The 25024-nt window shown below is 69.7% G+C and carries 15 protein-coding genes; 12 read left to right on the plus strand and 3 right to left on the minus strand.

The window, feature by feature from the left end; translation table 11 throughout:
• The first annotated feature begins 13 nt into the window (after positions 1–13).
• Genes LFM09_RS10940 through LFM09_RS10960 form a run of 5 tightly spaced genes read left to right on the plus strand, consistent with a single transcriptional unit; the run spans position 14 to position 14375 of the window.
• Positions 14–10840: an amino acid adenylation domain-containing protein gene (locus tag LFM09_RS10940; RefSeq protein WP_414096235.1), complete on the plus strand. Its 10827-nt coding sequence runs from the start codon at positions 14–16 to the stop codon at positions 10838–10840.
• A gap of 4 nt (positions 10841–10844) precedes the next feature.
• Complete coding sequence (locus LFM09_RS10945) at positions 10845–12521, plus strand: ABC transporter ATP-binding protein (RefSeq protein WP_414096236.1); 1677 nt, start codon at positions 10845–10847, stop codon at positions 12519–12521.
• A complete protein-coding gene (locus LFM09_RS10950) occupies positions 12518–13519 on the plus strand; it encodes an alpha/beta hydrolase-fold protein (protein WP_414096237.1) in 1002 nt (333 codons plus the stop codon). The genes LFM09_RS10945 and LFM09_RS10950 overlap by 4 nt, the downstream gene beginning before the upstream one ends.
• Before the next feature lie 12 nt (positions 13520–13531).
• Positions 13532–13963, plus strand: a complete 432-nt coding sequence (locus LFM09_RS10955) for an HIT family protein (protein WP_414096238.1) — start codon at positions 13532–13534, stop codon at positions 13961–13963.
• Positions 13964–13985: 22 nt separating this feature from the next.
• Positions 13986–14375 (plus strand): VOC family protein, encoded by a 390-nt coding sequence (locus LFM09_RS10960; RefSeq protein WP_414096239.1) that lies wholly within the window; start codon positions 13986–13988, stop codon positions 14373–14375.
• Here LFM09_RS10960 and LFM09_RS10965 read toward each other — a convergent pair.
• Complete coding sequence (locus LFM09_RS10965; RefSeq protein ID WP_414096240.1) at positions 14367–14693, minus strand: transcription initiation protein; 327 nt, start codon at positions 14691–14693, stop codon at positions 14367–14369. The genes LFM09_RS10960 and LFM09_RS10965 overlap by 9 nt on opposite strands.
• A 200-nt stretch (positions 14694–14893) precedes the next feature.
• On the opposite strand from LFM09_RS10965, the gene LFM09_RS10970 reads away from it, so the two are divergent.
• From LFM09_RS10970 to LFM09_RS10985, 4 genes are read left to right on the plus strand one after another with little or no spacing between them, the layout of a single operon-like run.
• Positions 14894–15967 (plus strand): hypothetical protein, encoded by a 1074-nt coding sequence (locus tag LFM09_RS10970; RefSeq protein WP_414096241.1) that lies wholly within the window; start codon positions 14894–14896, stop codon positions 15965–15967.
• Position 15968: 1 nt separating this feature from the next.
• Positions 15969–17111, plus strand: a complete 1143-nt coding sequence (locus LFM09_RS10975; RefSeq protein WP_414096242.1) for a toxic anion resistance protein — start codon at positions 15969–15971, stop codon at positions 17109–17111.
• On the plus strand, positions 17108–18709 hold the full coding sequence (locus LFM09_RS10980) for a substrate-binding domain-containing protein (protein WP_414096243.1): 1602 nt from the start codon (positions 17108–17110) through the stop codon (positions 18707–18709). The genes LFM09_RS10975 and LFM09_RS10980 overlap by 4 nt, the downstream gene beginning before the upstream one ends.
• Positions 18696–19280, plus strand: coding sequence for a hypothetical protein (locus LFM09_RS10985; protein ID WP_414096244.1), 585 nt, complete (start codon positions 18696–18698; stop codon positions 19278–19280). The genes LFM09_RS10980 and LFM09_RS10985 overlap by 14 nt, the downstream gene beginning before the upstream one ends.
• 3 nt (positions 19281–19283) lie before the next feature.
• Here LFM09_RS10985 and LFM09_RS10990 read toward each other — a convergent pair whose 3' ends face one another.
• On the minus strand, positions 19284–19976 hold the full coding sequence (locus tag LFM09_RS10990) for a hypothetical protein (RefSeq protein WP_414096245.1): 693 nt from the start codon (positions 19974–19976) through the stop codon (positions 19284–19286).
• Between the two features lie 399 nt (positions 19977–20375).
• Between LFM09_RS10990 and LFM09_RS10995 the strand changes: the two genes are divergently transcribed.
• Genes LFM09_RS10995 through LFM09_RS11005 form a run of 3 tightly spaced genes read left to right on the plus strand, consistent with a single transcriptional unit; the run spans position 20376 to position 23674 of the window.
• Positions 20376–22739: a glycoside hydrolase family 3 C-terminal domain-containing protein gene (locus tag LFM09_RS10995; RefSeq protein WP_414096246.1), complete on the plus strand. Its 2364-nt coding sequence runs from the start codon at positions 20376–20378 to the stop codon at positions 22737–22739.
• Between the two features lie 8 nt (positions 22740–22747).
• The gene (locus LFM09_RS11000) at positions 22748–23383 is read left to right on the plus strand and encodes a TetR/AcrR family transcriptional regulator (protein WP_414096247.1); all 636 of its coding nucleotides are present in this window, start codon (positions 22748–22750) and stop codon (positions 23381–23383) included.
• A 6-nt stretch (positions 23384–23389) separates the two neighbouring features.
• Positions 23390–23674, plus strand: coding sequence for a PASTA domain-containing protein (locus tag LFM09_RS11005; RefSeq protein WP_414096248.1), 285 nt, complete (start codon positions 23390–23392; stop codon positions 23672–23674).
• Here LFM09_RS11005 and LFM09_RS11010 read toward each other — a convergent pair.
• Positions 23649–24956 (minus strand): nucleobase:cation symporter-2 family protein, encoded by a 1308-nt coding sequence (locus tag LFM09_RS11010; protein WP_414096249.1) that lies wholly within the window; start codon positions 24954–24956, stop codon positions 23649–23651. The genes LFM09_RS11005 and LFM09_RS11010 overlap by 26 nt on opposite strands.
• Positions 24957–25024 lie beyond the last annotated feature (68 nt).

The following is a 25024-nucleotide window of genomic DNA, read 5'->3' on the forward strand; positions in this document are numbered from 1 at the left end:
CGAAGATGAAGGGATGGCTGAGTCGTCGATGGAACTGATGGCCGACCGTGACGTACTTCTTTCGACCGCCCGGATCGCCTCCGTTCGGCGCCGTGCCGGTGAGTACCCGCAGCGGACCATCGCCGTCGCGAGTGCCGTCGCACTGAACCACTGGGCGATCCCCGGTTTCCAGGTCGACGGAATCGAACTCAACGACGCCACGCTCTTCGGCGACCTGCTCGTGTGGGCCGACAAGGGTCAGCAGTCGGACGTGGCCGAAGACGTTGACGGCTGGCGGATTCCGCTTCCCCAGGGGGTGGAGGCGGCGGACGCACAGCGGGCGCTGGACGACCTGGCCGAGTTCCCCAACCGCGCCATCGGCACGCTGACCGCCCAGACGCTCGACGAACGGCTGGCGGAGCTGGCGCGGTGGAACGACAACGAGTTCCCGCGCGAACGCCCCAGCATCGTGGAGCTGTTCCGCGCGCAGGCCGCCCAGCGCCCGGACGCCGTCGCGATCAACGACGGCGAGCGCGCTCTCACCTACGGCGAGGCGCTGGCGCGGTCGAACCAGCTGGCCCGCCACCTGCTCGACCGCGGCCTGACCGCCGAGCAGGTCGTCGGCATCTCGCTGGACCGCTCGGCCGAGATGATCGTCAGCCTGCTCGCCGTGCTGCAGGCCGGTGGCGCGTTCGTGCCGCTGGACCCGCAGTGGCCGGCCGCGCGCCGCGAGTCCGTGATCACCGACGCGGCGGTCGTCCTACTCCTCGGCACCGGCTCCGAGGGTGAGCCCGAAGCGATCGCTGTTGATCTGGCCGCGTGGGCTTTCGGTGCGTACTCGGAGGAGCCGACCGAGGTCACGATCCTCGGGGCGCAGCTGGCGTACGTGATGTTCACGTCCGGCTCGACCGGTCGCCCCAAGGGCGCGATGATCCGGCACGAGGCGATCAGCGAGCGCCTGCTGTGGCAGGTGCACCACATCCTCCACTTCGGACACGACGACGCGTCGCTGTTCAAGGCACCGCTGTCGTTCGACATCTCCATCAACGAGATCTTCCTGCCGCTGGTGTGCGGTGGCCGCACGGTCGTCGTGCGGTCCGGCGGCGAGCGCGACCCGCACCACCTGCTCGGCACGATCGCCCGGCACCGCGTCACGTTCGTTTACCTGGTGTCGTCGATGCTGGACGTGCTGCTGAACATCGCCGGCGACGGAGAGCTTTCGAGTCTCCGGCACGTGTGGTGCGGCGGCGAGGTGCTGACTCCTGAGCTGTACGAGCGGTTCCGCACGCAGCTCGACATCCCGATGTACCACGGTTACGGCCCGGCCGAGGCCACGATCGGCGTCTCGCACGTGATCTACCGCGGCGAGGCCGAGCGGCTGTCGACGTCGATCGGCAAGGCGAACCCGAACACCGACCTCTACGTGCTCGACGACGAGCTGCGGCCGTGCCCGGTCGGGGTCGGCGGCGAGCTGTACATCGGCGGATTCCTGTTGGGGCGCGGCTATGTCAACGCTCCCGGCCTGACCGCGTCGCGGTTCGTGGCGAACCCGTTCGCCTCGGACGGCTCACGGCTCTACCGGACCGGCGACCTGGCGCGGTTCGCGCCGGACGGGTCGCTGGACTTCCTCGGCCGCGTCGACAACCAGGTCAAGATCCGCGGCATGCGGCTGGAGCTGGAGGACGTCGAGTCCGGGCTCGCCGAGCACCCGCAGGTCCGGCACACCTGTGTCGTGGTCAAGAAGAACTCCGCGGGCGGCAACTACCTCGTCGGGTACGTCATCCCGGCGGAGGACGGGCTGACCGCCGACGCGGTGAAGCAGTGGGCCGTCGAGCACATGGTCGAGTACATGGTGCCGACGCACATCGTCGTGATGAGCGAGTTCCCGTTGACCGCCAACGGCAAGCTCGACCGGCGCGCGCTGCCGGAGCCGACGGTCGACGCCGGTCCGGTCACCGCGGCCGCGAACGACGACGAGGCCGAGATCTGCGCGGCGATCGCGTCGGTGCTGCGGGTCGAGCAGGTCGGCGCGGACCAGGACTTCTTCGAGCTCGGCGGCGACAGCATCCTGGCGATCTCGCTGCTCAGCGCGTTGCGGGCGGCCGGCATCTTCGTCACCGCCACCCAGATCTTCGTCAACCGCACGCCACGCGCACTCGCGGCCGTGGCGTCGCGCGACGGTGCCTCGACCGTTGATCACGACGACGTCCCTGTCGGCCCAGTGGCCGGTCTGCCGATCGTGCAGTGGCTCGGTGAGACCACGGACGCGATCGACGGGTTCGTGCAGTCCGTCGTGCTCAACACGCCCGCCGAGCTGACTGCTCCGGCACTCACGCAGATCCTCGACGCTGTGGTCGACCGGCACGACATGCTGCGCGCCAAGCTGGTGCGGGGCGAGCGCTGGTCGTTCGACATCCCGGAAACCGGTGTCGCGCAGTGGGAGGAGAGCAACGCGCCGCTCGACGAGTGCGTTGCCGCCGCGACCGAAGGGCTGAACCCGGACGCCGGAATCATGCTGCGGGCGGTGTGGCGTTCCGAGGCGCGCCAGCTCGTCATCGTGATCCACCACGTGGTGATCGACGGTGTCTCGTGGCGCATCCTGTTCGACGACCTCGCGTTGGCGTGGCAGCAGGTTTCGTCCGGTGCGGCCGTGGAGCTGCGGCCGGTCGGCACGTCGTTCCGGCGCTGGACCCAGCTGCTGGAGAAAGCCGGGTTCGATGGGGACCGCGAGTACTACCAGCGCGCGCTGCCGGGTGTGGACCAGCTGCTCGGCCGGCGTGAGCTGGCCGATGATGACGTCGTCGCGGACGAGCAGGTCCGCACGGTCACCGTCGGCTCCGCGGCCACCTCGGCGCTGCTGGGCGACGTGCCGGCGTTGTTCCACGCCAAGGTCAACGACGTGCTGCTGACCGGTCTCGCGGTCGCGCTGGCGCGCTGGCGGCGGGACAACGGGCAGGACCAGACGTTCGCGCACATCGAGCTGGAGGGCCACGGCCGCGAGGGCCGGTTCGTGCCGCTCGACCCGGACCTGTCGCGCACGGTCGGCTGGTTCACCACGCTGTTCCCGGTCACCGTGGATCCGGGCTCCGACGACCTGGCCTCCGCTTTGAAGCGGGTCAAGGAAGACCTCGCTCAGGTGCCGAGCAACGGTGTCTCGTACGGCGCACTGAAGTACCTGGGACGCAACGACTTCGCCGCGTCACGGCCGCAGGTGCTGTTCAACTACCTCGGCCGGTTCAGCGGCGGCACGACGGGCGACTGGCAGCTCGCGGAGAACGCGGGCCAGCTCGGCGAGAAGCGCGACCCGGCGATGCGGCTGCCGCGTGCACTGGAGTTCAACGCCTCCGCCGAACCCGGCGCCGATGGCTCGTTGGAGCTGGTCACGGTCATCTCGTGGCCGTCCGGTGTGTTCACCTCCGACGACATCGCCCGGATCGGCTCGTACTTCGTCGAGGCGCTGGAAGGGCTGGCCGCGCTGACGAAGGGCGGCCACTCCCCCAGCGACTTCGACCTGGTGCCGATGACCCAGGCCGACGTCGACTCGCTGGACAGCCCGGCGCTGCGCGACGTCCTGCCGATGACGCCGTTGCAGGAAGGCCTGTACTTCCACTCGATCTTCGACGACGAGTCGTCGCACCGGTACGTCGAGCAGCAGCTGCTGACGTTGACCGGTGCCGTGGACGCTTCACGGCTCGAAGCCGCCGCTGCTCGGGTGCTGGAGCTGTTCCCGAACCTCGCGGCGCGGTTCGTCGGGCTGCCGGACGGCCGCGTCGTCTCGGTGCTGGAGTCCGGGGTGCGGCCCGAGTTCTCCACTGTGGACGGTCAGGGCATGACCGACGAGGAGATCCGCGAGTACGCCGAACGGGACCGCGTCGCCGGGTTCGATCTCGCGCGCGGGCCGTTGATGCGGTTCACGCTGATCCGGACCGCTCCTGGGCGCTATGTGCTGGTGCAGACCGTGCACCACATCATCGCGGACGGCTGGTCGGTGCCGCCGATGCTGCGGGCGCTGCTGGCTGAGTACGACGCGCCGGGTTCGGTGCACGTGCGGGGCAGCTACGCGGACTACGTGCGTTGGCTCGTGACGAGTGACGCCGAGGAGAGCGACCGGGTCTGGGCCGCTGAGCTCGCCGGCCTTTCGACGTCCTCGCTGGTCGCCGAGGGACACACGCCGTCGGAGCGCTTCGACGACCTGGTGGTCGACGCGGCTCCTGACCTGGACTCGGCGACTCGGGCGGCCGGGGTGTCGCTCAGCGTCGCCGTGCACAGCGCGTGGGGTGTGACCCTGGGCGGTCTGCTGGGCAGCCAGGACGTCGTGTTCGGTTCGACGGTTTCCGGCCGTGACGCCGATGTTCCCGGCATCGCCGAGATGGTCGGCCTGTTCATCAACACGATTCCGGTGCGCGCCAAGTGGTCTTCTGACACGTCCGCCGGCGAGTTGCTGGCTTCGGTGCGCGACCACCAGACCGCTGTGCTGCCGCACCAGCACGTCTCGCTGACCCGGATCGGACGTCAGTCCCCCAACGGTTCGGCGTTCGACACGCTCGTGGTGTTCGACGTCGCCACGGACGTGACGTCCCTGCAGGGCCCGTTCACGATCGCCGAGGTCGTGAACGAGGGTGCGCCGCACTACCCGTTGACGCTGGTCGTGGAGCGCGGGAACGACGGCGCGCTGCGGTTCAACCTCATCTACGACACGACGGTCGTGCGCGAGGCCGGTGCCCGCACGATCCTGGAGGCGTTCGTCGAAACGCTTCGCTCGTTGCTCACCGGGGGCGTTGTCCCCACGCCGCAGCTCACCTCGGCTCGGGAGGCCACGGAGATCGAGCCGAAGACGCTGGCGCAGCTGTTCGACACCGCCGCCGAGCGCGACCCGGTGGCGCGGGCTCTGACGATGTGCCACCTCGACGGTCGCATCGACGCCATGTCGTACGGACAGCTCGCGGAGACCAAGACCCGCCTGGCACAGTCACTGGTCAACGCCGGTGTCGGTCCGGACCAGCGGGTCGCGGTCGCCATCCCGCGGTCCCTGGAGCAGGTCGTCGCGCTGGTCGCGATCGTGTCGGCCGGTGGCGCGTACGTGCCGCTGGACCTCGCGTACCCGGACGAGCGACTGGAGTACATCCTCGCCGACTCCGCACCCCAGGTGGTTCTGGTGGAACGGGAGCACCGGGAGCGCTTCGAACGCCTGCTGGCTCAGGCCGGTGTCGCGGCACGGGTTCTCGTCCACGGCGAGGAGGTTCCGGGCGACGCGGAGCTTCGGGAGTTCGACTGGCGGAACCCGGCGTACGTGATCTACACGTCCGGCTCGACCGGCAAGCCCAAGGGCGTCGTCGTGTCGCACGCGAACGTGGTGACACTGCTGGCGAACACCCAGCCGGACATGAACTTCGGGCCTTCGGACGTGTGGACGCAGTTCCACTCGTACTCGTTCGACTTCGCGGTCTGGGAACTCTGGGGCGCGCTGGTGCACGGCGGCGAACTGGTGATCCCGGACCACGGCCTCACCCGGTCGCCGGTCGACTTCCACCGACTCGTGCGCGCGAAGGGCGTCACGGTCCTCAACCAGACCCCGTCGGCCTTCTACCAGTTCATCGAGGCCGACCGGCTGAGCGAGCCGCTGCCCGCGTTGCGGCGGGTCGTCTTCGGCGGTGAGGCGCTGGACCTGTCACGCCTGCGCGGCTGGGTCGAGCGGTACGGCACCGGGCGTCCCGAGCTGGTCAACATGTACGGGATCACCGAGACCACGGTGCACGTCACCCACCGCGTCCTGGACGACCTGGACTTCGCGGCCGGTGACGTCAGCCCGATCGGCGGGCCGATCCCAGGTCTGCGCACCTACCTGCTGGACGACTCGGTGCGACCGGTCGCACCGGGCCAGGTCGGCGCGATCTACGTGGCCGGCGACCAGCTCTCACTCGGGTACCACAACCGGCCGGAGCTCACCTCCACGCGGTTCGTCGCCGACCCGTTCGCGGGTGACGGCTCGCGCATGTACAACTCGGGCGACCTCGCCCGCCGCAACCTCGACGGTGAGCTGGAGTTCGTCGGCCGCGCCGACGACCAGGTGCAGCTCAAGGGTTTCCGGATCGAGCTGGGCGAGGTCGAGGCGGCGATCCGTTCGGTGCCCGGTGTCGTCGACGCCGCCGTGACGGTGGCCGACACCGCCGACCACCTCGTCGCGCACGTCGTGGGCAGGCCGTCCACCGACGTCGCGGTCCGGCTCGGCGCGACGCTGCCGGTGCACATGGTGCCGCAGCGGGTGATCCCGGTCGACGCGCTGCCGCTGACGGTCAACGGCAAGCTCGACCGCAAGGCCCTCGAAGAGCGCGCCCGGCGGGAGCACCCGCCGGTTCCGTTCGCGGGCTCGCCGACGAACGACTCGCCGGCGCTGGACTCGCTGGTCCGAATCTTCGCGGACGTGCTGCCGGGGTCCACTGTGGACGCTGATACGGACTTCTTCGTGGCCGGTGGCGACAGCATCATCGCGATCGGTGTGGTGAACCGGGCTCGTGCTTTGGGCGTCCAGATCGCGCCGCGTGACCTGTTCCTGCACAAGACCCCTCGGGCGTTGGCGGAGAAGTTCGCCGTCGCGCCGGTGGCCGCGCCGGTCGCGCCGGTGGAGCAGGGCGGGCAGCTGGTGCCGACGCCGATCGTGCTGCGCCAGCGGGAACTGGGCGGGAACCTCAAGCGGTTCGTCCAGGCCAGGCAGGTGCACGTGCCGGAAGGCGTCGAGCTGCGCGAGATCGGGGGCGCCGGGAAGGCCCTGATCGACACGCACCCCGCACTGCGGACGCGGTTGCAGGTCGAAGACGGCGTCTGGTCGCTGCACACCGAGCCCGAGAAGGACTGCAACATGGTCCTCGCGGACACGGACGACGACCCCACCGCGGCGGCGAACCTCGCGCGGGACTTCATCAACCCCGAGACCGCGAACATGATCGCGTTCGCGTGGATCGAGAACACCCGGACGCTGGTCGTCGTCGTGCACCACCTCGCCGTGGACGCGGTGTCGTGGCTGATCCTGCTCGACGACTTCACCGCGGCCCTGCGCGGAGAAGAACTCGCGCCGCCGACCACACCGTTCGCGGCCTACACCAGTGCGCTCACGATCCAGGCCCAGTCCGGCGGCGATCTTCGCCGGTGGATCGAGGTGCTCGACACCCCGGTCCTCACCCCGCAGATCGGTGACCAGCGCGAGATCACGGTCAACCTGTCCGCCGACATCACCGACCGCGTCGTGCACACCGCGCCGACAGCGCTCGGCATCGGACTGACCGAGCTGCTGTGCGGTGCCCTTCGGACGGCGCTGACCGAGATCCAGGGCACGCCAACGGATCTGGTGATCGAGCTGGAGCGGCACGGCCGCGTTCCAGTGCAGGAACACCACGACTACACCCGCACGGTCGGCTGGTTCACCTCGATCGCGCCGGTGAAGCTCAGCCCGCACACCAACCCCGTCGACGCCGCTCGCGAGCTCGTTCAGCGACAGCCGGACGAGCAGGCACACGTCGGCTACGGGCAGCTGCGGTACCTCAACCCGCAGACCGCGCCCGTGCTGGCGGCGCTGCCCCGGCCGCAGGTGTTGTTCAACTACCTCGGGCGCGGCAGCGAGTCGCAGGCGCTGCACGTCGACCTGGGCTCGCAGCCCAGCCCGTACGCGGTCGAGGTCAACTGCTGGGTCGACACGACGACAGGGAGTCTGCGGGCGACGTTCGCGTTGGCCGAGGACGTGTCCGACGAGATCGCGGCACGGTGGTTGCTGGCGCTCGAACGGATCGCGGACGCCTCGGTGAGCGCGCGCCGGACCGCGCCGGTGTCGCCGTTGCAGCGCGGTCTGCACTTCCAGGCGGAGCTGGCCGGCAGCGCCGGGCACTACGTGGCGCAGAGCTACTTCACGTTCGACCGCCGCCTCGACGTCCGAGCGCTCCAGAAGGCGATGGCGCACGTCATCGCGAAGCACCCGGTGATCGGCGCGGGCTTCGAGGACGAGGGCGGCACGCCCGTCCAGGTGCTCACGCCCGGTGGCGAGGTCGAGGTGCGCACGGTCGACGTGCTCAACCAGGAAGCCGTGGAGGCGCTGCGGACCGAGGACCGCGGCACGGGCTTCGACCTCACCCGGCCGCCGCTGGTCCGGCTGACGGTGCTGCGGTTGCCGGACGGCCCGGACGCGTTGCTGTTCAGCTACCACCTGCTGCTGTGGGACGGCTGGTCGCGCGAGATCGTGCTGCGCGACCTGTTCGGGGCGTACCAGGCGATCCTGCGCAACGAGCCGCTCGACTCCTCCCCCGCCACGCCGAGCTTCGAGAGCTACACCCGTGCGTTGGCGGCGAAGGACGCGCAAGCGGCGGAACGGTTCTGGGCGCAGTACCTCGCGGATCTGCCCGGCCCGACGATCACCGGCACCGCGTCCACTTCGGACACGCTGCCCACGAAGATCGTGCGGACACTGTCCGAAGAGGACTCGCAGAGGATCCGTGAGGCCGCGAGCAAGCACGGGGTGACGCTCAACTCGGTCGTCACCGGCGCGCTCGGGTTGTTGCTCGGCAGCGAGACCGGGCGCGGGGACGTGGTCTTCGGCGTCACGGTCTCCGGCCGTGAGGAGGAGGGCACCGACGGGATCGTCGGCGTGCTGCTCAACACCGTGCCGATGCGGGTGTCCGCCCGGCCCGACGACACCGCGGCGCGGTTCCTCGCGAACGTGCAGAACAGCCGGGTCGACGCGATGGAGCACGAGCACATCGGGCTCGGCGAGATCCAGCGGGCCAGCGGGCACGACCAGCTGTTCGACAACCTGTTCGTGCTGCAGAACTTCCTGGGCGACGACACGTTCGACGAGCTCAACGCGGCGAACGGGATCATCGACCACGAGTCGGAGGACTCGACGCACTACCCGTTCACGTGGGTCGTGACGCCGGGCAGGCAGCTGACGGTCAAGCTGGAGTACCGGCCAGAGGTCACCGACCCCGCGCTCGCGGAGCGGCTGTTCGAAGACTACGTGCGCGTTCTCAACGACCTTGCTGCTGGCGAAGGCCCGGTCGGGGCGATCAAGAGCACCGGGCCGACGCCGGAGCTCAACCCCGCCAACGACTTCGGCAACCAGACCGTCGTCGACCTGTTCGACACCGCGGCCGACCGCAACCCGGACCGGATCGCGTTGGTCGCGCACGGCAAGACGATGACGTTCGCCGAGCTCAGGGACCGCAGCCGGCACCTCGCGGGTGTGCTGTCGGACAAGGGCATCGGGGTCGAGACGTCGGTCGCCATCGCGGTGCCGAGGTCGCTGGAGTGGGTCGTCGCGCTGTTCGGAATCCTGCGCTGCGGCGCCGCCTATGTGCCGTTGGAGCTGGACCACCCGGACGAGCGGATCGCCGCGATCGTGGACGACGCGCAGCCGGCGTTGATCATCACGACCAGCGCGGTGGCGCCGCGGATCCGCGGCGACGTCTTCCAGCTGGACGAGCCGTGGCCTGCCGCGGAGCCGGTGATCACGTTCGAGGAGAACAACCCGGACCGGCTCAAGCACGCGGCCTACACGATCTACACGTCCGGTTCGACGGGCAAGCCCAAGGGCGTGGTGACCGAGTACGCGGGCCTGACGAACATGCTGGTCAACCACCAGCGGCGGATCTTCGAGCCGGTGCTGGCCGAGCACGGACACCGGATGTTCCGGATCGCGCACACCGTGTCGTTCGCGTTCGACATGTCGTGGGAAGAGCTGCTGTGGCTGGCTGACGGCCACGAGGTGCACATCTGCGACGAGGAGCTGCGCCGCGACGCGACCGGGCTGGTCGAGTACTGCCTGAAGCACGAGATCGACGTCATCAACGTGACGCCGACCTACGCGCAGCAGCTGGTGGCCGAGGGCCTGCTGAACGACCCCGAGCACAAGCCCGCGCTGGTGCTGCTGGGTGGCGAGGCCGTGACGCCGACGCTGTGGCGGCTGCTCGCCGACACTCCCGGCACGGTCGGCTACAACCTTTACGGGCCAACGGAGTACACGATCAACACGCTGGGCGTCGGTACGTTCGACTGCGTCGACCCGGTGGTCGGCGTGGCGATCGACAACACCGACGTCTACGTGCTCGACGCGTGGCTGCGGCACGTGCCGGACGGTGTTCCCGGCGAGCTTTACGTGTCCGGCGTGGGTATCGCACGCGGTTACCTCGGGCAGCCGGGGCAGTCGGCCGAGCGGTTCGTGGCATGCCCGTGGGTGCCGGGTGAGCGGATGTACCGGACGGGCGACCTCGTGATCCGGCGTCCCGACGGCAACCTGCTCTACCTGGGCCGCACCGACAAGCAGGTCAAGATCCGCGGTCACCGCGTGGAGCTGGGCGAGGTGGAGGCCCGGTTCGCCGCGCATCCGGACGTCCGGTTCGTCGCCGCGGTCGCGCAGTCCGACCCGCAGGTCGACGGCGCGTACCGGCTCGCGGCCTACCTGGTGCTCGCCGACGGCGCGGACATCCCGTCGATCGCTTCCGCGGTGGGCGCCGGGATGCCGGACTACCTGCGGCCGTCGCACTACGCCCAGGTCGACGCGATCCCGCTGACGGTCAACGGGAAGGCCGACACCTCGGCCTTGCCCGAGGCCCGCCCGCTCGGCACGCTGATGACCAAGGCCGAGGACCGCGAGCTCACCGAGACCGAGACCGTGGTGCGCGAGATGTTCGCCGAGGCGCTCGACCTCGACGAGGACGAGGTGGGCATGGCGAGCGGCTTCACCGACCTGGGCGGGCACTCGATGCTCGCGGTGCGGCTCATCGGCCTGCTCCGCCGCGAGTTCGGCCCGGTGATCACGATCCGCGACCTGCTCTCCCTCTCCACCCCCGAAGCGATTGCGCAGCACATTGACGAATCCTGAGAACGTGCACACCGGCCCGGAGATCTTGCGGGTCGCGTTGCGCCGCAACGTGGGCGCGATGGTCAAGGGCACCGTGCTGATGGGCATGTACCAGGGCGCGGAGACGGCGGTGCCGATCGTGCTCGGTGCGATCGTCGAGTACGCGTTGCGCGGCGGTGAGCTCAGCTCGCTGGGGCTCGCGTTGCTGGCACTCGGGCTCGTGATGGCCACGGTGTCGTACTCGTGGCGGTTCGGCATGCGCGCACTGCAGAAGGCGAACACGACGGAAGCGCACCGGTGGCGGGTCGCGGTCGCGGACCGCGGCCTGCAGCCGGTGGCGCGCGACGTCGACCTGAAGTCCGGCGAGGTGCTGACCATCGCCACCGAGGACGCCGACCAGACCGCGGACATCATCGAGGTGCTGCCGCTGCTGATCAGCTCGCTGGTGTCGGTGGTGATCACGGGTGTCGTGCTGGCGGTGATCAGCGTGCCGCTCGGTGTCCTCGTTTTCGCTGGTACAGCCGCGATTCTGACCGTGCTGAGCGTGATGTCACGGCGGATCGGCGCGTCGACCCAGTCGCAGCAGGCGAAGGTGGCGAGGGCCGGTGCGAAGGTGTCCGACCTGATCGCCGGGTTGCGGCCGCTGCACGGTTTCGGTGGCAGCTACCAGGCTTTCCAGGCCTACCGCCGGGTGAGCACCGAGGCCAAGAAGCAGTCGATCGTCGTGGCTCGGGTCAACGGTGTGTACGCCGGCACCGCGCTGGCTTTGAACTCGTTGCTGGCCGCGACGGTCACGTTGTGGGCGGGCTGGCTGACGTTCCAGGGCCAGATCACGATCGGTGAGCTGGTGACGGCGGTCGGGCTGGCGCAGTTCCTGATCGAGCCGCTGAAGATGTTCTCCGAGATGCCGAAGTACGTCATGATCGCGCGCGCCTCGGCCGAACGGATGGCGTTGATCTTGGCCGCTCCCCCGCTGATGACGCCCGGTGTGGAGGAACCCGGCCCGGACAGCGGGCTGGAGCTCGATGGTGTCACGCACGGATCGTTGCGGGACCTGACCTTCTCCGTGCGGCCCGGTGAGTTCGTGGCGATCGCGGCCTACCAACCGCAGGCGGCGGCCGAGCTGGCTTCGTTGCTGGCGGTCGACGTGCCGCCGGCGTCGTACTCTGGCGTGATCCGGGTGGGCAAGCGGGAGATCGCGTCGCTGACGATCACCGGCGTGCGGACCTGCTTGCTGGTCAACCCCTCGCACCACGAGGTGTTCGCGGGAACGTTGCGCGACAACGTGGATCCGGCGGGCACCAGCGCGTTGGTCTCGGAGGCCGTTGATGCCGCAATGTTGACCGACGTCGTCGCGATGCACTCCGAAGGCCTCGACTACGCCGTCCGCGACCGCGGCGCGAACCTCTCCGGCGGTCAACGGCAGCGGTTGTCGCTGGCCCGCGCACTCGCCGCGAACCCGGAGATCCTGGTGCTGCACGACCCGACCACGGCCGTCGACGCGGTGACCGAACAGCTCATCGCCCGCAACGTCACGGCGTTGCGCCGCGGCCGAACCACCATCGTGATCACCAGCAGCCCGGCGCTGCTCGACGTGGCCGACCGCGTGATCGTGCTCGACGACGGCACGGTGACCGGTGAGGGCACGCACCGCGACCTGCTCGGCCGTGACTCCTCGTACCAGCTGGCGGTGGCCCGATGAACCCCTCGTCCGTTCCTTCCGGTGACGGGTACCTGACGACCTTCCAGTGGACCGGGCCTGGCGAGGTCCGGTTCGAGAGCGTCCTGGAACCGGTCGCGTTGCAGCAACGGGGCGAGCTTTGGTTCGCCGAGGTCGAGATGCCCGCCCGGCTGCGGGTGACCTACCACTTCTTCGACGGCGACGAGCTGGACGGCGAGCACGCCGATCCGCTCAACCCCTGTGGTGCCGGCCCGAACCGGTCGATCTTCGCCACCCCGGACTTGGAGCCGCAGCCGCACTGGCCCGTCGTCGGGCCGGACGAGGTGCTGGACGTGCCGTCGTTGCGCATCCGGTGGAACGGTGCGTTGGGGCGCAAGACTGTTCGCGTTCACCAGGGCGGCGAACCTGTCGTGCTGCTGCTCGACGGCGACGACTGGATGTACGTGCACCCGGCTGTGGCTGCGTTCGAGTCGGCGGTGAAGAACGGCGAGATGCCTGCCGCCACGCTGGTCTTCCTGCCCACACCACGGGATCGGGACGCCGAGTACAGCAGTTCCGGGCTGTGGCAGGCGATCCGGGACGAGCTGCTGCCGTTGCTGGGCTCGAACGGCGTTGCCGTCGATCCGGCTCCGTTCGTGGTCGCGGGGCAGAGTCTGGGTGGGCTCAGCGCTGTCCAGGCGGCGCTGGACTTTCCGGATCTGGTGACGCGGGTGGCTTGCCAGTCCGGCTCGTTCTGGCGGTCTGCCGATCTGCCCGGTGCCGGGATCTCGCTCGACGGGCCGGCCGGTGGTGACACCGCGGAACGGTTGCGGGCACGCCCTGATCTGTCCGGTCTGCGGGTGGCGTTCGACGTCGGCGAGCACGAACCGCGCATGCACCGGCACTGCTCGGTGGTGGAGGAGCTGGCGGCATCGGCGGGCGCGACGGTGCGAGTGCACCGGTCCCCCGCCGGGCATGATCGGGCCGGGTGGCGGCACGCGCTGGTGCGTGATGTGGCTTGGTTGCTGAACGATCTCTGACACGATTCCCCGGTGGATGAACCAGAGGGGTGCGTGTTCTGCGCGATCGTCGCCGGCGAGGCCGAGGCGAGCGTGGTGCACGAGGACGACCGGGTGGTCGCGTTCATGGACCTGGGTGCGGTGACACCCGGTCACGTCCTCGTCGTGCCGCGTCTGCACGCCGTGGGGCTGGAGGACCTCGACGAGGACACGGGCGCGCACGTCTGGCGAATCGGCCACCGCGTCGGCCGCGCGCTCCGGCGCTCGGGTCTGCGGTGCGAGGGCGTCAACGTGTTCCTCGCCGACGGTGAAGCGGCGTTCCAGGAGATCTTCCACTTCCACCTGCACGTCTTCCCGCGCTTCGACGGCGACAGCTTCCGCATCTCCGCGGACTGGGCCACCCGTGCCCGTCACCTGCTCGACGAGGAGGCGCAGGCCGTTCGCCGCGGCCTGGCTGGCCTCTAGCAGTCGTGCGACGCTGTGCGGCATGGAACCGCCGGTGATCTCAGTGATGCTGATCGTGCCGGACGCCCCAGCCGCACTCGCCTGGTACCGCGACGCGCTGGGTGCCACCGAGCTGTGGAACCTCGGCACCGTGGCAGGCCTGGAGATCGGCGGCGCCGCGTTCTTCCTCCACGAGGACAACCCGGACAACCCCGCGGAGACCAGCCCGGGCCAGGTGACGAGCGTCCGCGTCGAGGTGTTCACCGACGACCCCGACGGTTTCATCGCGCGCGCCGTCACCGCCGGAGCCACCGCCGGATCGGAGGTCGTGAACCACCAGATGCCGTGGGGCACGCACCGGCAGGGCGGCTTCACGGATCCGTTCGGGCACAAGTGGTCCGTGGGCGACAGGTCACCGCTGCGCTCACCCTGACAGCGGCCACACCTCGACCACGCCGTGGGCGACCGCGCACGGGGTCTTCGACACGAGCTCGACGGCCTCTTCCACCGACCCGGCCTCGATGATCGCGAAACCCGCGATCGGCAGCGCGGAAGACAGGAACGCCCCTTCCTGCACACTCACCCCCGCGCCGTCGGGGTTGCGCACCTGCACGGGCGACCCGGCGATGCCCATCTCCACCCCCGCCGCGCGCAGCCGCGAGTCGTGCGCGTGCGCCTCGTCGCGGACGGACACCGCGGTCCGGTCATAGCCCTCGCGGTCGCCGTACCCGATCGTCACGAACTTCGGCATGGGTTGCTCCTTCCGGTCCAGTCGAACCCTTCACCCGTACCGACTCGGGTAGCCGCGAGAACTCATCGGGTAACGCCGAGGCCGTTCATCGAGAGTTCACCTCACGATTGCGACGACCGCCCCCATCGCGGCGTCGAAGTGACGAAAGATCTGTTTCCCGACAGGGTTTCAGCAGGGTTGGCCAGAAAGAAGTGGGCCCAGTGAAGAGAACGCTCGGCATCGGGCTGGCGGTAGTGCTGTTGGTCGGGGTCGTGACCGCGATCGTCCTGGGACAGGGCGACGAGAAGACGGCCCAGCTCACGACGGTGCGCGGCGTCATCGGTTCGGAGAAGCTAGCCTTCTTCGCCGACCAGCGGGTCAAGGACGTGTTCGCCAAGCACGGGCTCAAGGTCGAGGTGGATCCGGCCGGGTCGCGGCAGATCGCGACGGCCACCGACCTGAACTCGTACGACTTCGCGTTTCCCTCGTCCGCACCCGCCGCCGAGAAGATCCAGCGCGACCGCAAGGCCGCGCGGACGTACGCGCCGTTCTCGTCGCCGATGGTGGTCGCGACGTTCGACCCGATCGTCGACCTGCTGACGAAGGCCGGTGTGGTCAAGGACGGCCCGGGCTACCGGACGTTCGACGTGCAGGCCTATCTGGACCTCGCCGCCAAGGGCACGCGCTGGGACCAGTTGCCCGCCAACACCTCCTACCCGGCGCGCAAGAACCTGCTGGTCACGACGACCGACCCGCGTGACTCCAACTCGGCGGCGATGTACCTGGCGATCACGTCGTTCGTCGCGAACGGCGGGGTCGTGAGCACGCAGGACGCCGAGGCCGAGGTGCTGCCGGCGGTGTCGAAGCTGTTCCTGGACCAGGGTTACACGCAGAGCAGCACCGAGGGGCCGTTCGAGGACTACCTGTCCGCGGGCATGGGCAAGACGCCGCTGGTGCTGGCGTACGAGGCGCAGTTCGTCGACCGGGTGGTGCGCGGCGACTCGACGATCCGGCCGGACATGAAGCTGCTCTACCCGGCGCCGACCGTGCTGTCCAAGCACACGGTGGTGCCACTGAGAGAAGCCGGCGACAAGGTCGGGCAGTTGCTCACGAGCGACGCCGAGCTGGGCAAGCTCGCGGCGACGTTCGGGTTCCGCACCGCCGATCCCAAGCACTTCAACGACATCGTCAAGGAGAAGAACCTGACCGTGCCGCAGACGATCGTGGACGTCGTCGAACCGCCCGCGCACGAGACCCTGGAGCGGATGCTCGAAGCGATCGCGAAGCAGTACTGACATGTCCGACTTCGTGCTCACGCCGCCGGAGCCCGTCGAACCCGTGCCGGTCGACCGCGCCGCCGGCCTCATCCCCGTCGCCGACGACACCAAGGTCGAACTCTCCGCAAAAGCCGTGGAGTTCATCGAAGCGCTGGCCGCGGTCGACCCGCAGTCACCGGACTTCAGCCGGATCGTCGACGAGGCGCTGGTGCTGGGCGAGGCGGAAATGCGGGTGGCCGCACAGATCGCCGGCCGCCTCCTCGACCGCACCCTCGCGTCGGTGTCGTCGCCGAACACCACGCAGGTCTCCACCAGCCTGACGGAACTGCGGCGGTCAGTCCGCGAGCTCGACCCGCAGGACCTCACCAAGCTGACCGGCCGCAAGATCCTCGGGTTCGTCCCCAGCGGCAACGCGGCGAAGGGCCTGCTCGCCCGGCTGCGAGCGGCCGACGAGCCGGTCAACCGGATCGTGCTCAAGCTGCGGTCCGGCCAGGACTCGCTCAAGCGCGACAACGCCGCCATCAAGGGCGAGCGGCAGCGGTTGTGGGACCTGATGACCAAGCTGTCGCAGGACGCCGCGCTCGCGGCCGAGATGGACGAGGCGGTCGAACGGCAGGTCGCGATCCTCGACCTGTCCGATCCCGGCCGTGCCAACGCGTTGCGGGCAGATGTGCTGTTCGGGCTGCGGCAACGGCATCAGGACCTGCTGACCCAGCTCGCGGTCTGCGCGCAGGGCTACCTGGCGCTGGATGTCGTGCGCCGCAACAACGACGAGCTGATCAAGGGCATCGAACGGGCGGTCAGCACCACCGTCACAGCGCTGCGGATCGGGGTCGCGGTCGCCGCGGCGCTCGCAGGGCAGCGCGAGGTGATCGACCAGGTCGACGCCGTGCGCGGGCTCACCGACTCGATCCTGAAGTCGAACGCCACGCTGATGTCGTTGCAGGGACCGGACATCCAGCGCATCGCGGCGACGCCGGCGGTCGGCATCGAGGCGGTGCGCACCTCGTTCGACCAGATCTACGCGGCGATCGACGCCATCGACACGTTCAAGGCCCGCGCGGCCGACTCCATGTCCAGCACGGTGTCCGCGTTGGACACGGAGATCCGGCGCGCCCACGACCACCTGAGCCGCGTGCGCGGCGCCGAGGAGCAAGAATGATCCGCCGCCTCATCCCCGCAGCAGCCGTCCTGGTGCTGCTGGCGGGATGTTCCGACGAAGCCGACCCGTCCAGACCTGTCGGCGACCCCGAGCCGGGTGTCCTGCGCGTGCTCGCGGGCAGTGAGCTGGCCGACCTCCAGCCGATCCTCGACGAGGCCGCCAAGGCCACCGGGATCACGGTGAAGTTCAGCTTCACCGGCACCATCGAGGGCGCGGACAAGGTCGCCGGCGGCACCGCCGAACAGGGCTTCGACGCCGTCTGGTTCTCCTCCAACCGCTACCTCGAACTCGTGCCGGAGGCCCAGAAACGCCTCGGCACGCCGACCAAGGTGATGTCCTCCCCCGTCGTGCTGGGCCTGCCCACCGCGAAGGTCAAGGAGCTGGGCTGGGACACCAAACGCGTCGGCTGGACCGAGATCGCCGAGGCGGCCGGTGCCCAGAAGTTCACCTACGGCATGACGGACCCGTCCGTCTCGAACTCGGGCTTCTCCGCCCTGGTCGGCGTGGCGGCCGCGTTGTCCGGCTCGGGTTCGGCCCTGGACGCGGCCAGGATCGCCGCCGTCGCACCGCAGCTCAAGCAGTTCTTCTCGGCGCAGCAGCTGTCCGCGGGCTCGTCCGGCTGGCTTTCCGAGGCCTACCAACGCCGGGCGAAGGGCGAGGACCCCGGCGCCAAAGTGGACGGTCTGATCAACTACGAGTCGGTGTTGTTGTCGCAGAACGAGCCGTTGACGCTCGTCTACCCGAGCGACGGCGTCGTCACCGCGGACTACCCGCTCACGCTGCTCACGGCGGCTTCGTCGGAAGCCCGCGACGCGCACCAGAAGCTCTCCGATCACCTGAGAAGCGCGGACGTCCAACGCAAGATCATGGACACCACGCACCGCCGCCCGGCCGTGCCGCAGGTCCAGCTCGACCCGAAGTTCGCCGTGAAGGACCTCGTAGAGCTGCCGTTCCCCGGCAGTCAGTCCGCTGTGGACGGTCTGATCACCACGTACTTCGACCAGCTGCGCCGCCCCTCCCGCACGCTCTACGTGCTCGACACGTCCGGTTCCATGGAAGGCGATCGCATCGAGAGCCTGCGTCAGGCACTCGTCGGGCTCACCGGCGCCGACGAGTCGCTCGCGGGCAAGTTCAACCGGTTCCACGGCCGCGAGCAGGTGACGTTGCTGCCGTTCAACAGCACCGCGCAGCCGGCGTTGAAGTACGAGGTGCCGGCGGACAACCCGCGCCCGATCCTCGACCAGATCCGCAACACCGCGACGTCGCTCGACGCGTCCGGCGGCACGGCGATCTACAGCAGCTTGCGGGGCGGGTACGACGTCCTGCGCGAACAGATCGACGCGGACCCGGACCGGTTCACGTCGATCGTGCTGATGACCGACGGCGAGAACACCGGACCCGAGGACGTCAACGCGTTCGCCACCTTCCACGCCGGCCTGCCGCAGCACCTCAAGGGCATCCCGATCTTCCCGGTGCTCTTCGGCGAGAGCGCGACGGCCGAGATGGACGCGGTGGCGAAGATGAGCGGTGGCAAGGTGTTCGACGCCCGCAGCCGGTCGTTGTCCGCGGCCTTCAAGGAGATCCGTGGCTACCAGTAACCCGGTGCTGCGCTATCTGGCGTCCTGGAAGAACCTCGCGGGCTGCACCGGCGGGCTGATCGGCCTGCTCCTGCACTTCGCCGGGCTCGCGGGCTCCTACTGGGTGCTCGTCGTGATCGGCCTCTACGGCGTGGGCGCGCTCGCCGCACCGCCGGAGCGGATCATCCTGGTGACCGACCCCGAGGAAGAAGCCAGCCAGCTCAGAACCGAGCTGGACGCGTTGGTGCAACGGGTGCGCGGCTTCGGCGGCCGGGTGCCCGGTGAGGTGGCGCCGAAGCTCGCGGAGATCGCCGAGGTCCTGCGCGGCATGCTGGACCGGCCCCGCGAGCTGCGCGCCGACCCGGACGCCCTGCACGCCGTGACGCGGCTGGTCGGCACGGATCTGCCGCTGTCGGTGCAGACCTACCTGAACCTGCCGTGGTGGTACGCCGCCGCACGAGGTTCCGGCACGGAGCTCGTGCGGCAGCTCGACCTGCTCAAGACCGACGCCGTGCGCGTGGCAGAGCGCTTCCACGCGGCCGACGCACAGAGGCAGGCCGACCACACCCGTTATCTGGAAGACCGCGAATGAGGCTCAGTAACCGAATCGGGTGCCGATGGATCGTTCGTTGAGGACGGCACCGTCCCCGGTCTCCAGTCGCATGGTGACGGTGACGTCCGCGCCATCGGTGTGCGCGGGACCGTCACCCGGCACCGAGATGGTGGTCCGGGCGGTGCCGGACTCGCACGGCGTCAACGGGCTGCGCGTCGCGCCCTTGGGCCCGTCGGCTTCCCACACGGCGAGCCGGACCCAGTACTGCGCACCGACCACGCACTTCAGCGCCACGTCGATCTTCGCCGCGGCTCCCGCCGCGTCGGCCTTGAGGATGTAGGACTCCCAGTCGGGCTTCGCGTCCGCCCAGTCCACGGAACGGTCGGCGGTGACGTACTCCAGGACCTCGCCCTGGGCGCCGGTCAGCCGCACCTCGGCGGTGCCGGGCCGGCCGGGGATGACCAGGTCGTCGAGGGGCACCTCGACCGTGAAGGCCCGCGCCTTCGGGCCGCAGTACAGCCCCTGGGCGAACCCGGAACCGTCGGCGGGGTCCAGGTGGCCGAGGTAGCCGGCCTCGAGGTCGACGGTCGTCCGGTACTCGCACGAGTAGCTGCCGCCCACCACCACCGAGCCGTTCTCGGTGGCGTGCACGCTGTCGATCGTGACGGTCGCGTCCTCCACGGTCTTCACGGTCGAGCCGTCCGCGGCGAGCGCCGGAACGGCTAGCGATGCCAACAAAACTGGAATAAAAGCCACACCCAGTCGGGACATGGACGAACTGTAATACGCCGCCCGGTCGACGGCCGACCACAGCCCGGCAACCAGACCGGAACCAGTGCTAAACATGCGTTTCGTTCGCATTTTGCCGACGAGAACAGCAGCTCACAGCCATCCTTTGTGGATCACCGACGTGAGGACGACGTCTCAAATCCGCTCAGGAGACGGAAAAACCCAAAGTCGTGAATAGATCTCGTGCCGCACCGGCCACGACCCGCCCCAGTTTGTCCAATTGGGAACCGATGCGTTCGCGACGTAGAGCCGACGCCTTCACGCTCACCCCAACGTAACCGCGCGATAACGCACCGATCACGGTGAGGTATACCGACCGAGCACTCGGTCGGTACTCTCCCAGGTATGGACATCGAGAAGGCGATCGCGAGCCTGGACCTGCCCCGGAAGGTGCGACTGCTGACCGGTTCCGCGCTCTTCGCCCTGTGGCCGGAGCCGGCGATCGGGCTGGCCGAGCTGAAGCTGTCCGACGGGCCCACCGGGGTGCGCGGCGCCGAGCTCAGGGGCGGTGTGATCGCCTGCGTCCTGCCGAACGCGACGCTGCTCGCCCAGCACTGGGATCCCGCGCTGGCCCGCGAGGTCGGCGAGGTGCTCGCGGACGAGGCGGCCGCACAACAGGTCCACGTCGTGCTCGGGCCGACGATCAACCTGCACCGCACACCGCTCGGTGGCCGGCTGTTCGAGGCCTACAGCGAGGACCCGCTGCTGACGGGCGTGCTCGCCGCCGCCTACGTGAGTGGCTTGCAGGACAAGGGCATCGCGGCGACCCCGAAGCACTACGTGGCCAACGAGTCGGAGACCGAGCGGCGCACGGTGAGCTCGGCGCTGGACGCGAGGACGTTGCGCGAGGTGTACCTGCTGCCGTTCGAGATCGTCGTCGAGGACGCCTCTCCGTGGGCGATCATGGCGGCCTACAACAAGGTCAACGGCATCCCCGCGACCGAGCACACCGAACTGGTGGAGGGCGTGCTCAAGGGCGAGTGGGGGTTCGACGGCCTGGTCATGTCCGACTGGTTCGCCACCTCCTCGACGGCCGCGAGCGCGAACGGCGGGCTCGACCTGGTGATGCCCGGTCCTGGCGGGCCGTGGGAGGACAAGCTCGTCGCCGCGGTCGAGGCGGGCGAGGTCGCCGAGTCGGTGATCGACGACCACCTGCGCCGCCTGCTGCTCCTCGCCTCCCGCACCGGCGCTTTCGGCGGCGAACGCGCGTGGCCCGTCGATGTGCCCGCGCCGGACAGCGCGGTTCGCCGTGAGCAGCTGCGCAGGTTCGCCGCGGGTGGCATGACCGTGCTGACGAACAACGGCGTGCTGCCGCTCTCCGACACCTCGCGGGTCACGTTGATCGGCAGGCACGCGCTCGACACCGTCGCGCAGGGCGGTGGTTCGGCCGGGTTGCGGCCGCCGCACGTCATCAGCATCGCCGACGGCCTGAACTCGGCGCTGAACGACGTGTCCGTTGTGGACGGTGTGGAGGTGCGGTTCCGACACGCCGCTCCCAGTCCCGGAGTGCTGCGCGACATCCGCGCCACGACGTTCGACGCGTCCGGAGCGGTGCTGGCGTCGCGGGAGATGGAGATCGCCGAGCTCGCGGCGTACGGCGGCTGGGCGCAGGGTGCCGCGTCGATCGAGGTGTCCGGCGAGGTCGTGCTGTCCGAGCCGACGCGGATGCTGGTCGGCGTGCGCGGGTTCGGCGACTGGACGCTGGAGGTCTCCGGTGGGCAGCACGCCACGCGCCTGGCCTGGGCGGACGGCATCGTGGAGGAGGCGCTGCTGAAGCCGCCGTTCTGGACGACCGAGGTCGTCGTCTCCCCCTGCGACCGGATCACGGCTCGCGTGCGCGAGGCTGCCGCGCTGGTCGGCCTGATCGCCCAGCCGGTTCCCCGCCCTCCCGCCGAGGTGATCGGTGCCGCGGTGCGGGCCGCGCGCGAGGCGGAGGTGGCGGTCGTGGTCGTCGGCCTCACCGACGAGCAGGAGACCGAGGGTTTCGACAAGACCACGCTCGCGTTGCCCGGTGAGCAGGACGCGCTCGTCGCGGCGGTGGCGGCGGCTGCGAAACGCACTGTGGTCGTGGTGAACGCCGCGACGCCCGTGCTGATGCCGTGGTTGTCGCAGGTCGACGCGGTGTTGTGGGCAGGATTGCCGGGACAGGAGGCAGGGGACGCGGTGGCGGCGGCGTTGCTCGGGCACGTCGAACCTGCCGGGCGACTCGTGACGACCTTCCCGCGCACCGACGAGGTGGCTGAGGCCGGTGCAGGGGCGGCGGTGTCCGACGCGGTTCTCCCGGTGCAGCCTGTCGACGGCGTCCTCCCCTACGCCGAAGGCACCGCGATCGGCTACCGAGCCGCCACCAACCCCCTCTTCTGGTTCGGCCACGGCCTCGGCTACACCACCTGGACCTACGGCCCGGCCACACTGTCCACTGTGGACGGGATCGTGAGCTCGGTGTCGGTGGAGCTGACGAACTCAGGTTCCAGGCCCGGCCGCGAGGTCGTCCAGGTCTACCTGCGCCCAGAACACGAACCCGTCCGCCTCATCGGCTGGGCCACTGCGGACCTCACGGCCGGTGAGACCACCGTCGTCGAGGTCCAGTGCTCACCGCGCGTCCAACGGGTCTGGGACGACGGCTGGCACCCGTTGACCGGCGGTGAGGTGCTCATCGCGCGGGGTCTGGGCGACGTTCGCGTTACCCTGCGGGCCGATCAGGAGTGAGGTGAGCCGTGTCGTTCCCACCGAAGTACCGGGCCAGGTCGCGGGTCGACATCTCGGGCGAGGAGTCCAGGGCCAAGGCCGTGGCCGTCGCGACCGAGCTGTTCGCCACGTCCGGGTTCCGCGGCACGTCGGTGGCGGCGGTGGCGGCGAAGACCGGGCTCTCGCAGTCCGGTCTGCTGCACCACTTCCCCAGCAAGGCGGCGCTGCTCGCCGCGGTGCTCGAGGAACGCGACCGGCAGGACGGCGACTTCCTGTCCGGAACGAGCGAGCCGCCGCTGGGCTGGGCGGCGTTCGACGCGCTGACGGCGCTGGTGGCCCGCAACTCGACCCGCCCGCAGCTGGTCGGGTTGTTCGTGCGGCTCGCGGCGGAGGCGATCGAGCCAGGCCACCCCGCGCACGCGTGGGTCCGCGAGCACTACGACAGCATCCGGAACTGGCTGACCGACGCCGTCCACATCGGACAGGAGCGCGGCGAGATCAGCGAGGACGCCCCGGTCGGCACGATCGTGCGCACGACGATCGCGGTGATCGACGGCCTGCAGCAGCAGTGGTTGCTGGAGCCCGAAAACGTCTCGATGGCGGCAGAATTCGAGGCGTTCACGGACACGCTGCGCGCTCGGTGGGGTACCGTCGTCAGCGGGTGAAGTCGTGTGGCAGTAGTAGTTCCGAACTTCCACGGCAAGCAGGCGCTTGACGCGTGGCTGGCAGGCCACGACGCGGGGTTGCTCCTGCAGGGTCCGGATCCGGACAGTCCCCATCCCCTGATGAACGGCGTCGTGGTGGCGCAGCGCCCTGCCGCGGGCACGCACGCCGAACGCTGGGATGTCGTGACCGTCTGGGTCGAGGGCGGCGGTGACGGCAGCGGGGTCCGTGAGCCGCGTCGTCCGCTACCGCACCGTCGTGAAGCCACTAAGTGTTCCGACGAGTGTGGTTGAACAGCAGGTTGAGCAGGAACGCGGTCAGCGCCGCACTGGTGATGGCGCTGCCCGCGATCACCTGTGCCCAGGCGGGGAACGAGTGGTAGATCTTCGGTGCCACGACCGGGAGCAGCCCCACTCCGATCGTCACGGCGACGATCAGCAGGTTCCCGGTGTTCTCGAAGTCGACCCTGCGCAGGATCCCGATGCCCAGGGCGGCGACGGTCGCGAACATGACGAGCCCGGCCGCGCCCACCACGGGTCCGGGCAGGGCCGCGACGATCTCGCCGAGCTTCGGGATCAGCCCCAGCACCACCAGGATCCCGCCGGCGACCGCCGCCACGTACCGGCTGCTCACCTTCGTGATGCCGACCAGCCCGACGTTCTGCCCGAAAACGGTGTCCAGGAAGCCGTTCATGGCCCCGCCCAGCACGCCTGAGACGCCCTCGGCGGCCAATCCCCTGGCCAGGTCGCGGGAAGTCACCTGACGCCCGGTCATCTCGCCCACCGCGAGCATCGACGCGGTCGACTCGGTGAACGTCACCAGCATCACGACACACATGGAGATCACCGCGGCGAGCGGGAACTGCGGCGCGCCGAAGTGGAACGGCTGCGCGATCCCGAGCCACGCGGCACCGCCCACGTCGGAGAAGTCGGTCATGCCCAGGAAGATCGCCGCGATCGTGCCGCCGACCAGCCCGATCAGCACACCCAACTGGCCGATCAGGCCGCGGGCGAACCGGCCGACGAGCACGATCACCAGCACGATGCCGAACGCCAGCGCGAGCTTGCGCGGCGACGCGTAGTCGGCGGCCGCCGGGTCCTGGCCGGTGATCAGCCCGGCGCCGACCCCGATCAGCGACAACCCGATCACGGTGATCACCGAGCCGGTGACCACGGGCGGGAAGAACCGGACCGCGCGAGCGAACGGCACCGCGATCAGGATCCCGAACACGCCCGCGGCGAGCATCGAGCCGTAGACGGCCTGCACGCCGTACTGGCCGGCGATCAGGATCATCGGCGTCACGGCGGTGAACGTCGCGCCCGCCACGACCGGCAGCCGGATGCCCAGGACGGTGCCGATGCCCAGCGCCTGCAGCAGCGTGATCAGGCCCGCTACCAGCAGGTCCGCGTTGACCAGCAGGCCGATGGTGTGGGTGTCGAGGCCCGCGGCGGCGCCGAAGACGAGCGGCACCGTGACGCAGCCGGTGTACATGGCGAGGACGTGCTGCAAACCGAGCAGTCCCAGCCGGGCAGGTGGCAGCACCTGGTCGACCGGATGCTTCACGGCGGTTTCCATGCACCTCTTCTAGTGCCTTCGAGTTGCGGCCGCGTCACGTGGACGAGAACTCGCCCGCTCAGCGGTAC

The organism is Lentzea alba (assembly GCF_047445655.1).
In the GTDB taxonomy this organism is placed as follows: Bacteria; Actinomycetota; Actinomycetes; order Mycobacteriales; family Pseudonocardiaceae; genus Lentzea; species Lentzea alba_A.

Coding starts and splice junctions, on each gene's coding strand:
- LFM09_RS10940 (WP_414096235.1), top strand. CDS start 14: ATGGCTGAGTCGTCGATGGAACTGATGGCCGACCGTGACGTACTTCTT.
- LFM09_RS10995 (WP_414096246.1), top strand. CDS start 20,376: ATGGACATCGAGAAGGCGATCGCGAGCCTGGACCTGCCCCGGAAGGTG.
- LFM09_RS10960 (WP_414096239.1), top strand. CDS start 13,986: ATGGAACCGCCGGTGATCTCAGTGATGCTGATCGTGCCGGACGCCCCA.
- LFM09_RS10980 (WP_414096243.1), top strand. CDS start 17,108: ATGATCCGCCGCCTCATCCCCGCAGCAGCCGTCCTGGTGCTGCTGGCG.
- LFM09_RS10965 (WP_414096240.1), bottom strand. CDS start 14,693: ATGCCGAAGTTCGTGACGATCGGGTACGGCGACCGCGAGGGCTATGAC.
- LFM09_RS11010 (WP_414096249.1), bottom strand. CDS start 24,956: ATGGAAACCGCCGTGAAGCATCCGGTCGACCAGGTGCTGCCACCTGCC.
- LFM09_RS10950 (WP_414096237.1), top strand. CDS start 12,518: ATGAACCCCTCGTCCGTTCCTTCCGGTGACGGGTACCTGACGACCTTC.
- LFM09_RS10975 (WP_414096242.1), top strand. CDS start 15,969: ATGTCCGACTTCGTGCTCACGCCGCCGGAGCCCGTCGAACCCGTGCCG.